This window comes from Streptomyces tendae, assembly GCF_008632955.1.
GTDB lineage: Bacteria > Actinomycetota > Actinomycetes > Streptomycetales > Streptomycetaceae > Streptomyces.
The window spans coordinates 5690142-5702655 of record NZ_CP043959.1 but is presented as its reverse complement, the minus strand read 5'-3'; the positions used below and the strand labels follow the sequence as shown (position 1 = coordinate 5702655).

The following is a 12514-nucleotide window of genomic DNA, read 5'->3' as shown; positions in this document are numbered from 1 at the left end:
GGGCCCGGGCTGCCCTACGGCCACCACGGCAGGTAACCTCCAGCTCATGTCCCGCCATGTCGCGATCGTCACCGATTCAACGGCCTACCTTCCGGCCCGGACGATGGAGCGGCACGACATCACGGCGGTACCGCTGACCGTGGTGCTGGGCGACCGTGCCCTGGAGGAGGGCACCGAGATCTCCACCCGCTCCCTGGCACAGGCTTTGCAGAAGCGGCGTCCCGTCACGACGTCCCGGCCCAGCCCGGAGGTCTTCGCGGAGACCTACCGAAGGGTCGCCGAGTCCGGTGCGACCGGCATCGTCTCCCTCCATCTCTCGGCCGAGCTGTCCGGCACCTACGACGCGGCGGTCCTCGCGGCGCGCGAGGCCCCGGTGCCGGTGCGGGTGGTGGACACCGGCATGATCGCGATGGCGCTGGGGTTCTGCGCGCTGGCGGCCGCGGAGACCGCGGAGGCGGGCGGCACCGTGGACGAGGCGGTCACCGCGTCGGAGAAGCGGGCGGCGGGCACCTCGGCCTACTTCTACGTCGACACGCTCGACTATCTGCGCCGGGGCGGCCGGATCGGCGCCGCGCAGGCCCTGCTGGGTTCCGCCCTCGCGGTGAAGCCGCTGCTGCAGCTGGCGGGCGGGCGGATCGAACCGCTGGAGAAGGTGCGGACGGCGTCCAAGGCGATCGCCCGGCTGGAGGAGATCGCGGCCGACCGGGCAGGGGGCGCGGAGGTGGACGTCGCCGTCCACCATCTCGCCGCGCAGGAACGGGCCTCGGCGCTGGCCGACCGGCTGCGGTCCCGGCTCCAGGGGCTGGGTGAACTGCATGTCAGCGAGGTCGGAGCGGTGATCGGCGCGCACACCGGGCCCGGCCTGCTGGGGGTCGTGGTCTCCGCGCGCTGAGGCCGAGGCGCGGACCCGGGTGGGCTCCGGGGCAGGCATCCGGGAAAGGGCTCGGGGGCGGCGGCGCCCGCTTCTGTCCCCGATCGGGTGACGCCGTTGTGCACAACGAGGCGTTCGTCCACGGAATCCGAGCAAGATCATCGCGGTGGGGCGGTGGTGCCGGACCCTCGTCGCATGACACTTCGATCACGCACACGCACCGCGACTCCGACGAGCGGCCCGGGGCGCGGCCCCTTGTCCGACAGCCGCACCCGCAACCGGCACCGCCGGCCGGGCAGGACCCGGACCTGGCCCCGTTCCTGGCCACGGCAGGGGGACGGTGACGGCGACGGCCAGGCACCGGCGGACGACATCCGGCGTCGCGCCGAGACCTTGTTCGGGGTGGGGGGCGGGGGAGGGCAGTCCATCGGGAGCGGCGGCGCGCTACGTCCCACGGGCGCCGGTGAAGGACGTGTGGCGAGGCGGGCGCCGAGCTGGGCGCGACCGGGCGAGGACGGTGCGGGGACGGCCGGCGCGTTAGCGGGCGTGAACGATGCGCCGGCGGCGCGGCGGCGGGCCGTGGTGGTGGACCGTCAGGGCGGCGCGGGTCATGCGCTGCTGACCAGGCCCCAGGCGGGCGCGAGGCGTCCGGCAGCCGTGGACCGTACGGCACGTGCCGACCAGACCCTGGAACTGCGGCGGTTCCCGGACCACGCGGGCCGTCCGGGTACGGCACGTCGGGGAAGGCCGGGCTCGTCGCCCGAGCCCCCGTCGGCCGGTGCGCACGCCACGCGTCCGGGGCGGTTCCTCGGCGCCGGGCCGGAGGGCGGGCCAGCCACATATGCGGTGCGGCTGCCTACGCCGCGCCGGATGGAGCAGGTCCGGACGGAGCAGGGCTGGACGGCGCAGGTCCGGACGGAGCAGGTCCAGGGGGCGCCTGAGCCGTCGCGGCTTCACACGGGGGTGGCTGACGCGGTCGGCCCTGCGGACTCGGCCGGCCGGCACTCCCTCGCGCCGACCGGCTGGGGCGACGGGGGCGGCGGCACCACCTCCGGCCGTCCGGACCTGGTCGACCGGGAAACGCCGGAGGGGGTGCCCGAGCCGGGGCCTCCGCCGGGGCGGTGGGGACCGGCATTGCGGGAGCGGCTGCCGCTGTGGGTGCAGGTCCGGTGCGGGCTGGAGCGGCGCAGCGTGGTGGCGCTCTCCGCACTGCTCGTCCTGGCCGTGGTGTTCGCCGTGCAGCACTTCTGGACGGGGCGCACCCAGCCGGTGCGGGCACCGGAGGTGGTGCGGGCCGGGGCCGCCTCGCAGACCTCGCGCGAGGAGGTGACGGACGGCGGAGCGAGTCCGTCGGGCGCACCCGGCTTCGCGGCGGGGGTCGAAGGCTCAGCGGCTCCCCAGATCGTGATCGACGTCAGCGGCAAGGTACGCGACCCCGGCGTCCACCGCCTGCCCGCCGGCTCACGCGTCGAGGACGCCCTGAAGGCGGCCGGAGGAGTACGTCCCGGTACGAAGACCGGCAGCCTCAACCGCGCCCGTTTCCTCGTGGACGGCGAGCAGTTGGTCGTCGGCGGCACGGCACCCACCGGCGCCGCGGTCCCCGCTGCTCCGCCCGGCCCGGGTGCGGCGGCCGGCCCCACCGCACCGGTCTCCCTCAACACCGCCACCGTCGACCAGCTCGACACCCTGCCCGGCGTCGGTCCCGTGCTGGCCCAGCACATCGTCGACTACCGCACCCGCAGCGGCGGTTTCCGCTCGGTGGACGAACTGCGCGAGGTCAACGGCATCGGCGACCGCCGTTTCGCGGACCTGCGCGACCTCGTACGCCCATGAGCACCCGGACGCCCGCCGCTGCGCCCGGGGCACCGGAGGCCCCGGCGCCCACCCCGCGTCCCTCCGTACATGTGGCCTCCGGCAAGCGGCTCGGCGCCTCGCATCCGCGTCAGGAGGGGCCGGCCGACCTCCGGCTGGTCCCGCCCGCGCTCGCCGCCTGGGCCACGGCGGCGGTCATGCTGCATGCCCCGCCCGGCTGGACCGTGGCCACCGTGGTCGGCTCGGTCCTGACCGCCGCCCTCCTCCTGCCGGCGCGCAGCCGTCTGACGGAGCGGGCCCGGGGCACCGTCCACGCCGTCGCGGCCGTGCTGCTGTGCGTCGGGGCCGCCGCCGGCTCGGCGGGCCTTCACGGCGCGGACGTCCGGCGGGGTCCCGTCCCGGAGCTGGCCCGGGAGTACGCCCGCGTCGTCGCGGAGGTGGAAGTCACCGCGGACCCCCGGCTCACCCGGCCCCGGGTCAGCGGCAACCACATGGCCCCGACGTCCGTGCTGATCGAGGCCGACGTGCGGCGGGTGGAGCGGGCCGGCACGGCGGCGCGGACGACTCGCGCACCCGTCCTGCTGATCGTCGGCACGGGCGGGACCGGCCGGGGCGGTGAGGCCGGGGGAGCCGATCCCGCGACGGACGGGGGGCGCTCGCCGTGGCTGGGCCTGCTGCCCTCCACCCGGCTGAAGGTGGAGGGAGGTCTGGCACCCGCGCGGGAGGGCGGCGACCGGTTCGCGGCGGTGCTGCGGGTGCGGGGCCGCGACGGTCCACAGACCGTGGACGGACCGTCGGGCCCGCAGCGGCTGGCGGGACGGCTGCGGGCCGGACTGCGTGAGGCGACCGAGGACCTGCCGGCGGACGCCCGGGCGCTGCTGCCGGGTCTGGTCGTCGGCGACACCGCGCGGGTGACCCCCGAACTGGACCAGGCGTTCCGGGAGACCGACCTCACGCACACCCTCGCCGTGTCCGGCGCCAACTTCACCATCCTGCTCGCCCTGCTCCTCGGCCCGCCCGGGCTGGCGCAGCAGGCCGAACGACGCGGACTCGCGCCCCGCCTCGGCATCTCCCTGCGGACCACGGCGGTGCTGGGCGCCGTGCTCTCCCTCGCGTTCGTCGTCGTGTGCCGGCCCGATCCCAGCGTGCTGCGCGCCGCCGCCTGCGGATCGGTCGCCCTGCTCGCGCTCGCCACCGGCCGCCGCAGATCCCTGGTCCCGGCCCTGGCGACGGCCGTCCTGCTGCTGGTGCTCCACGACCCCTGGCTGGCCCGCAGTTACGGCTTCCTGCTCTCGGTGCTGGCCACCGGCGCGCTGCTCACCCTTGCGCCGCGCTGGAGCGAGGGACTGCGCCGCCACGGGGTGCCGCCCCGCGTCGCGGAGGCCCTGGCCGCGGCGGGCGCGGCCCAGGCGCTCTGCGCCCCGGTGGTCGCCGTGCTGTCCGCGCGGGTGAGTCTGGTGGCCGTCCCGTGCAACCTGCTCGTCGAGGCCGCGCTCGCGCCGGCCACGGTGCTGGGCTTCCTGGCCCTGGCCACCGCGCCGGTCGCGATGCCGTTGGCCGAGGCGGTGGCCTGGTGCGCGGGCTGGCCCGCCGGGTGGATCGCGAAGGTCGCCCGCACCGGGGCGGCCATGCCCGGCGCGGGGGTGGACTGGCCCGGCAGCTGGGCCGGGGCGGCGGCCCTCGGCGCCGTCACCCTGGCCGCGTTGCTCGTGGGGCGGCGCCTGCTGCGGCACCCCTGGTGGTGCGCGGCGTGCGCGCTGCTGCTGGCGCTGCTGGTGGTGCAGCCCCGGCCGCTCGTGCGCACGATCACGGGCTGGCCGCCGCCGGACTGGCGGTTGGTGATGTGCGACGTGGGACAGGGCGACGCGCTGGTGCTGGCAGCGGGTGAGGGCACCGGGGTGGTGGTGGACGCCGGCCCCGACCCGGTCCTCGTCGACCGCTGTCTGGACTCCCTGGGCGTCACCCGCGTCCCCCTGGTCGTGCTGACCCACTTCCACGCCGACCACGTGGCCGGTCTGACGGGGGTGCTGCGCGGACGCGAGGTGGGCGCCATCGGGACGACGGCCCTCGAGGAACCCGCCGACCAGGCGGCGTTCGTCCGGAGAGCCGCGGCCGGCGCCGGGGTCCCGGTGACGCGGGTCGTCGCGGGGGAGCGGCGGCGGGCAGGCGACCTGTCCTGGGAGGTGGTGTGGCCCCCGCCCGGCGCCCACCCGGCGGTGGAAGGCCCCAACGACGCCAGCGTGGCCATGCTGGTGCGCACCGGGGGCCTGCGCCTGCTGCTCCTCGGCGACCTGGAACCCCCGGCCCAGCGGGCCCTGGCCCGGTCACCGGCGGCACGGGATCTGACCCGCGTCGACGTCCTCAAGGTCGCCCACCACGGCTCGGCGTACCAGGATCCGGGCCTCGTGAGCCTTGCCTCCCCGCGGCTGGCGCTGATCAGCACCGGCGAGGACAACTCCTACGGCCACCCCGCCCCGGGGACGCTCGACGCGCTGCGCGCCGGGGGAGCGGTGGTGCTGCGCACGGACCGGGACGGGGCGCTGGCGGTCACCGTCGGTACGGATGCGAGCGGAGAGCTGGGGGTGGCGCGACACTGAGACCATGACCGAGGGGATGAACACCGCGACGACCGACGCCTATCTGCGCCGCCTGGGGGTGGAGCAGCCGGCCCGGCCCACCCTGGACGCCCTGCGCGAGCTGCACCTGAGCCATCTGCGGACCGTGCCGTTCGAGAACCTCTCCGTGCATCTCGGCGAGGAGATCGTGCTGGAGGAGAAGCGGCTGCTGGACAAGGTGGTGGAGGCCGGGCGTGGCGGCTTCTGCTACGAACTCAACGGCGCCTTCGGGGCGTTGCTGACGGCGCTCGGCTACGACGTCGCCCTGCTCTCCGCGCGCGTCCACGGCGAGGAGGGCCGGTTGGGCATCCCGTACGACCATCTCGCGTTGCGGGTGCGGACGGTGGACGGCGGAGACCGGCTGGTGGATGTCGGGTTCGGGGCGCACTTCCATCTGCCGCTCGCCTTCGGGGAGCGGCGGGAGCAGCAGGACCCGGCGGGCGTGTTCCGGATCGTGGAGGCCGGTGCGGACGCGGCCGGGGTGCGCGGCGGGCACGGCACGGGCGAGGCGGCGGACCTGGACGTGCTGCACGACGGCCGGCCCGTGTACCGGCTGGAGGTGCGGCCGAGGGTGCTCGGCGACTTCGCGGCCGGGGCGTGGTGGCACAGCACCTCACCGGCGTCCCACTTCCCGCGGTCGCTGGTGTGTTCGCGGGTCACCGCCGACGGTGGCCGGATCACGCTCGGCGGGCGGCGGCTGACGGCCACGGCGCCGGACGGGACGCGGCAGGTGCGGGAGATCGGGGCGGACGAGGAGGTGCTGGAGATCTACCGGGAGGAGTTCGGGATCACCCTGGACGCGGTGCCGACGGTGCGGGGTGCCGGGACGGGCGGCTGACCCCGTACCGGACAATGACCCGTGTGAGTGATGTGCGACATGTGCTGGTGCTGCCCGACCGGGACGCGGCCGAGGAGGTGGCCGAGGCGCTGGAGGAGCGCTTCGGCGTCGACGAGGAGCCGCGGCTCGTGCGGGACGCCCTCGCGGGTGAGGACGACGCGGAGGACGCGCAGTGGCTCGTCGTCCTGCGGGACGAGGCGGGGCGGCTGGACGCCGGCGAGCTGAACGAGTTCGTGGCCCGGTGGGACGGCTGGCGCGAGGAGCCGTAGCCACCGGGGCGCGGCGACCGCGTGCCGAGTCCCCGCCCGCCCGGCCGGGCGGGGATGTCGGTGGCCCGTGGGATGCTTGTCGGCGATGGCCAGGAAGAACGCATCCGACGACCCCCTCGCCCCCGTGACGCTCGCCGTGGGCCAGGAGGAGCTGCTGCTCGACCGCGCCGTGCGGGAGGTGGTGGCCGCAGCGAAGGCCACCGACCCCGACACGGACGTACGCGACCTGACCCCGGACCAGCTCCAGCCGGGCACCCTCGCCGAGCTGGTCAGCCCCTCGCTGTTCGCGGAGCGCAAGGTCGTGGTCGTGCGGGGCGCGCAGGACCTGTCGGCCGACACCGTCAAGGACGTCAAGGCGTACCTGGCGTCACCCGCAGAGGAGATCACCCTCGTCCTGCTGCACGCGGGCGGCGCGAAGGGCAAGGGGCTGCTCGACGCGGCCCGCAAGGTGGGCGCGCGGGAGGTGGCCTGCCCGAAGATGACCAAGCCGGCGGACCGGCTGGCCTTCGTGCGGGGCGAGTTCCGTACCACCGGGCGGTCGGCGACGCCCGAGGCGTGCCAGGCCCTGGTCGACGCCATCGGCAGCGATCTGCGTGAGCTGGCCTCCGCGGTGACGCAGCTGGTCGCGGACGTCGAGGGCACGATCGACGAGGCCGTCGTCGGCCGGTACTACACCGGGCGGGCCGAGGCGTCGAGCTTCACGGTCGCGGACCGGGCGGTCGAGGGGCGCACGGCGGAGGCCCTGGAGGCGCTGCGCTGGTCGCTGTCGACCGGCGTGGCCCCGGTGCTGATCACCAGCGCGCTGGCCCAGGGCGTACGGGCCATCGGCAAGCTGTCCTCGGCGCGCGGTGGCCGGCCCGCGGACCTGGCGCGCGAGCTGGGCATGCCGCCGTGGAAGATCGACCGGGTGCGGCAGCAGATGCGCGGCTGGACCCCGGACGGGGTGTCCGTGGCGCTGCGCGCGGTCGCCGAGGCGGACGCGGGCGTCAAGGGCGGCGGGGACGACCCGGAGTACGCCCTGGAGAAGGCGGTCGTCACCATCGCCCGCGCGGCCCGCTCCCGCGGCCGGGCGTGACAGAGCCCCACAGACGAACGCGCCCGCCGGCCTCACGGGCGGACGCCCCCGGGCCTAACTGACGGACAGCCCCGCCGACCTCACCGGTGAACGCGCCTGCCAGCCTCACGGGCGGACGCCCCCGCCGGTCTCACAGGCGGGCGCCCCCGCCGGCCTCACTGACGAACGCGCCCGCCAGCCTCACAGGCGCACGCCCCCGCCGCCCCCCGCTGACGAGCGCCCCCTCCGGCCGTGAGCAGGGCGGGGCGGGGCGGGCCCCGGTCCTGGAGGGGCCATGGCAGCCCGCTCCCGCGCGGCGGCAACGCCGAAGGCCCCGCTCCCACCCTGGGGAAGGGTGAGGAGACGGGGCCTTCGGATGAAGCCGATGAACTCGTACCCGCGTGGCGAACGCAGGCCGCGTACGAGCTCGTGGTGCCGGCCGGGGGCGGATGAGAGAGGGCCCGCCCGGGTCCCGCCGGCGATCAGATCAGGGTGATTCAGGCCTTGACGGCCGCGACCTTCTGAGCCAGCGCCGACTTCTTGTTGGCGGCCTGGTTCTTGTGGATGACGCCCTTGGAGACGGCCTTGTCGAGCTGACGCGCGGCAGCGCGCTGGTACTCGGTGGCCTTCTCGACGTCACCCGCGGCAGCGGCCTCGCGGGCCTTGCGGATCGCGGTCTTCAGCGAGGACTTGACGGCCTTGTTGCGCAGCCGCGCCTTCTCGTTGGTCTTGTTCCGCTTGATCTGGGACTTGATGTTCGCCACGAATGAGCCTCTACAGGTTCTGGCACGGGCCGTACGGGGCCGCACGGATTCCGTGCCGGGTGATTTCTTGGGGTGTGCCTCGCGCTGAGAGGGCATGAGACACAGCCCCCCACACTACCAGCGGCCGATTCGGTGGCCCAAACCCGTCCCCGGTCCCCACGCGTGGGACCATGGAGGCTACGTATCGATCCGACCCGAGACCGCAGACGGACAAGCACACGTATGCGGACGCCTCAAGAATCAGGACCCTGCGTGCCCGCGATCCCCAGCCATGTGCCCGAGCCGAGCCGTACCGACCCGGCGCTGATCCGCAATTTCTGCATCATCGCCCATATCGACCACGGCAAGTCCACGCTCGCCGACCGGATGCTCCAGCTGACCGGTGTGGTCGAGCAGCGGCAGATGCGCGCTCAGTACCTCGACCGCATGGACATCGAGCGTGAGCGCGGCATCACGATCAAGTCCCAGGCGGTGCGGTTGCCGTGGGCCCCGACCCACGACAAGGGCAACACGCACATCCTCAACATGATCGACACCCCGGGGCACGTCGACTTCACGTACGAGGTCTCCCGTTCGCTCGCGGCCTGCGAGGGGACCATCCTCCTCGTCGACGCGGCCCAGGGCATCGAGGCGCAGACCCTCGCCAACCTGTACCTGGCGATGGAGAACGACCTCCAGATCATCCCGGTCCTGAACAAGATCGACCTGCCGGCCGCGCAGCCGGAGAAGTTCGCCGAGGAGCTGGCGAACCTGGTCGGCTGCGACCCGGACGACGTGCTGAAGGTCTCCGCGAAGACCGGTCTCGGCGTCGAGGCGCTGCTGGACCGCGTGGTCGCCGACGTGCCCGCGCCGGTCGGCGTCGCGGACGCCCCCGCCCGCGCGATGATCTTCGACTCGGTCTACGACTCCTACCGTGGTGTCGTCACCTATGTCCGTGTCATCGACGGCCAGCTCAACAAGCGCGAGCGCATCCGGATGATGTCCACCGGCGCCACCCACGAGCTGCTGGAGATCGGCACCAACTCACCCGAGATGCTGCCGGCCGACGGCCTCGGCGTCGGCGAGGTGGGTTACCTGATCACCGGTGTGAAGGACGTCCGCCAGTCCAAGGTCGGTGACACCGTCACCAGCCAGCACAAGGGCGCCGTGGAGGCGCTCGGCGGCTACAAGGACCCCAAGCCGATGGTGTTCTCGGGCCTCTACCCCCTGGACGGCTCGGACTACCCGGAGCTGCGCGAGGCCCTGGACAAGCTCCAGCTCAACGACGCCGCCCTGGTCTACGAGCCGGAGACCTCCGCCGCCCTCGGCTTCGGCTTCCGCGTCGGCTTCCTCGGCCTGCTGCACCTGGACGTGATCCGCGAGCGGCTGGAGCGCGAGTTCGGCCTGGACCTGATCGCCACCGCGCCCAACGTGGTCTACCGCGTGGTCATGGAGGACGGCAGCGAGCACACCGTCACCAACCCGAGCGAGTTCCCCGAGGGGAAGATCGACGAGGTCTACGAGCCGGTCGTGCGCGCCACGATCCTCGCGCCCAGCGAGTTCATCGGCGCGATCATGGAGCTGTGCCAGACCCGGCGCGGTGTGCTGCTGGGGATGGACTACCTCTCCGAGGACCGCGTCGAGATCCGCTACACCCTGCCGCTCGCCGAGATCGTCTTCGACTTCTTCGACCAGCTGAAGTCCAAGACCCGCGGCTACGCCTCCCTCGACTACGAGCCCACCGGCGAGCAGACCTCCAGCCTGGTCAAGGTGGACATCCTGCTGCACGGCGACAAGGTGGACGCGTTCTCCGCGATCACCCACAAGGACCAGGCGTACGCGTACGGCGTGCGGCTCGTCGCCAAGCTGAAGGAGCTGATCCCGCGGCAGGCGTTCGAGGTGCCCGTGCAGGCGGCCATCGGCTCGCGGGTCATCGCCCGCGAGACCATCCGCGCCATCCGCAAGGACGTGCTGGCCAAGTGCTACGGCGGTGACATCTCGCGTAAGCGGAAGCTGCTGGAGAAGCAGAAGGAAGGCAAGAAGCGGATGAAGATGGTGGGTTCCGTGGAGGTCCCGCAGGAGGCCTTCATCGCCGTCCTGTCCAGCGACGAGAACGCCGGATCGGGCAAGGGCAAGAAGTAACCGCCTGTTACCGCGGGTCACTCCGCAAACCGGGCGAAACGGGGGCCCGCCGCGCGCACGTGCGGCGGGCCCTGTGTGTCGGTCACGTGGCTGTCTGTGTGAAGTTACAGGCCGTGGCCCCTTACGCAGTGGCCGGTCGACCTTTACTCTGTCCGTGCTCGATAGTTACTCGCGAGTTAAACAACGACGCGAGGAAACCCCAGCCGCACTGAGCCAGCCGCACCGTCGCGGGCCCCGGAGGATGTCGTGAGCGACACACAGACACTGATCGAGAACCGTCCGCCGAGCGTGGCGACCCTCTTCCTGGAGCGTGTGGCGGCCACACCGGACGCCGAGGCCTACCGCTACCCGGTCCCACCGGCCTCCGGGGAGGGCCCGGACGACTGGAAGTCGCTCAGCTGGTCCGAGGCCGCCGAGCGGGTCCACGCGATCGCGGCCGGCCTGATCGAACTGGGCGTGCAGGCGGAGGAGCGGGTCGCCCTCGCCTCCTCCACCCGGGTCGAGTGGATCCTCGCCGACCTCGGCATCCTCTGCGCCGGTGCCGCCACCACCACGATCTACCCGCAGACCAACGCCGACGAGTCGGCGTACATCCTGTCCGACTCGCAGAGCCGGGTGCTCGTCGCGGAGAACGGCGAGCAGGCCGCCAAGGCCGTCGCCAAGCGCGACGAGCTGCCCGATCTGACCCGCGTGGTGGTGGTCGACGCGGAGGGCGTCGACACCGACGACTTCGTGATCAGCCTGGCCGAGCTGGAGAAGCGCGGCGCCGCCCGCCTCCAGAAGGAGCCGGAGTTGATCAAGGAGCGGGTCGCGGCGATCACCAAGGACCAGCTCGCCACCCTCATCTACACCTCCGGCACCACCGGCCGCCCCAAGGGCGTGCGCCTGCCGCACGACAACTGGTCGTACATGGCCAAGGCGATCGCCGCGACCGGCCTGGTCCACGCCGACGACGTGCAGTACCTGTGGCTGCCGCTGGCGCACGTCTTCGGCAAGGTGCTCACCTCCGGCCAGATCGAGGTCGGCCACGTCACCGCGGTCGACGGCCGTGTCGACAAGATCATCGAAAACCTGCCCGTGGTCCAGCCGACCTACATGGCAGCCGTGCCCCGCATCTTCGAGAAGGTCTACAACGGTGTCGCCGCCAAGGCGAAGGCCGGCGGCGGTGCCAAGTACAAGATCTTCCAGTGGGCCGCGGGCGTCGCCCGCGAGTACGCCAAGGTCACGCAGGACAACTTCCGCCGCACCGGCAGCGCGACCGCCCCGGCCGGACTGCGCACCAAGCACGCCCTCGCCGACAAGCTCGTCTACGCCAAGATCCGTGAGGCCTTCGGCGGCCGGCTGCGCGCCTGCGTCTCCGGCTCCGCCGCCCTCGCGCCCGAGATCGGCTACTTCTTCTCCGGCGCCGGCATCCACATCCTGGAGGGCTACGGCCTCACCGAGTCCTCCGCGGCCTCCTTCGTGAACCCCGGCGAGGCCTACCGCACCGGCACCGTCGGCAAGCCGCTGCCCGGCACCGAGGTCCGCATCGCCGACGACGGCGAGATCCTGATGCGCGGCCCCGGCATCATGCAGGGCTACCACAACCTGCCCGAGAAGACCGCCGAGGTCCTGGAGGAGGACGGCTGGTTCCACACCGGTGACATCGGTGAGCTGTCCGCCGACGGCTACCTGCGCATCACCGACCGCAAGAAGGACCTGATCAAGACCTCCGGCGGCAAGTACATCGCGCCCGCCGAGGTCGAGGGCCAGTTCAAGGCGGTCTGCCCGTACGTCTCCAACATCCTGGTGCACGGCGCCGACCGGAACTACTGCACCGCCCTCATCGCGCTCGACGAGCAGTCCATCACCGCCTGGGCGGCGGAGAACGGCATGGAGGGCAAGTCCTACGCGGACATCGTCGCCGCCCCGGTCACGGTCGAGATGGTCGACGGCTACGTCAAGCAGCTCAACGAGGGTTTGCAGCGCTGGCAGACCATCAAGAAGTTCCGCCTGCTGCCGCGCGACCTGGACGTCGAGCACGGCGAGATCACCCCGAGCCTCAAGCTCAAGCGCCCGGTGGTGGAGCGCGAGTACAAGCACCTCATCGAGGAGATGTACGAGGGCGCGCGCGAGAAGTGACGCCCCGTCGGCCGGGAGACGCGTTCTTCCGGCCGACCTCGGAGCGGTG

9 protein-coding genes are annotated in these 12514 nt (G+C 73.3%); 8 read left to right on the top strand and 1 reads right to left on the bottom strand.

Features of this window, described 5'->3' with window-relative positions:
* The first annotated feature begins 46 nt into the window (after positions 1–46).
* The 6 genes from F3L20_RS26230 to holA all read left to right on the top strand — a co-directional run bounded on the left by F3L20_RS26230 (position 47) and on the right by holA (position 7480).
* Positions 47–892 carry a DegV family protein gene (locus F3L20_RS26230; RefSeq protein ID WP_150156438.1) on the top strand — a complete coding sequence of 282 codons (846 nt, stop codon included), beginning with the start codon at positions 47–49 and terminating at the stop codon, positions 890–892.
* Positions 893–1741: 849 nt separating this feature from the next.
* Positions 1742–2704 carry a ComEA family DNA-binding protein gene (locus F3L20_RS26225; protein WP_240810760.1) on the top strand — a complete coding sequence of 321 codons (963 nt, stop codon included), beginning with the start codon at positions 1742–1744 and terminating at the stop codon, positions 2702–2704.
* Positions 2701–5280 carry a ComEC/Rec2 family competence protein gene (locus F3L20_RS26220; protein ID WP_150156437.1) on the top strand — a complete coding sequence of 860 codons (2580 nt, stop codon included), beginning with the start codon at positions 2701–2703 and terminating at the stop codon, positions 5278–5280. Before F3L20_RS26225 ends, F3L20_RS26220 begins: the two co-directional genes overlap by 4 nt.
* A gap of 16 nt (positions 5281–5296) precedes the next feature.
* Positions 5297–6136, top strand: coding sequence for an arylamine N-acetyltransferase family protein (locus F3L20_RS26215; RefSeq protein WP_150157498.1), 840 nt, complete (start codon positions 5297–5299; stop codon positions 6134–6136).
* Between the two features lie 23 nt (positions 6137–6159).
* Positions 6160–6405 (top strand): hypothetical protein, encoded by a 246-nt coding sequence (locus F3L20_RS26210; protein ID WP_145825666.1) that lies wholly within the window; start codon positions 6160–6162, stop codon positions 6403–6405.
* Positions 6406–6490: 85 nt separating this feature from the next.
* Complete coding sequence (holA, locus tag F3L20_RS26205; RefSeq protein WP_145825665.1) at positions 6491–7480, top strand: DNA polymerase III subunit delta; 990 nt, start codon at positions 6491–6493, stop codon at positions 7478–7480.
* Between the two features lie 476 nt (positions 7481–7956).
* Here the strand turns inward: holA and rpsT are convergent, their stop codons facing one another.
* On the bottom strand, positions 7957–8223 hold the full coding sequence (gene rpsT / locus F3L20_RS26200) for a 30S ribosomal protein S20 (protein WP_024888342.1): 267 nt from the start codon (positions 8221–8223) through the stop codon (positions 7957–7959).
* A gap of 252 nt (positions 8224–8475) precedes the next feature.
* Here rpsT and lepA point away from each other — a divergent pair, with 252 nt between their 5' ends.
* A complete protein-coding gene (gene lepA, locus F3L20_RS26190; protein WP_150156435.1) occupies positions 8476–10344 on the top strand; it encodes a translation elongation factor 4 in 1869 nt (622 codons plus the stop codon).
* Between the two features lie 246 nt (positions 10345–10590).
* Positions 10591–12465 carry an AMP-dependent synthetase/ligase gene (locus F3L20_RS26185; protein ID WP_150156434.1) on the top strand — a complete coding sequence of 625 codons (1875 nt, stop codon included), beginning with the start codon at positions 10591–10593 and terminating at the stop codon, positions 12463–12465.
* The last annotated feature ends 49 nt before the right edge of the window (positions 12466–12514 follow it).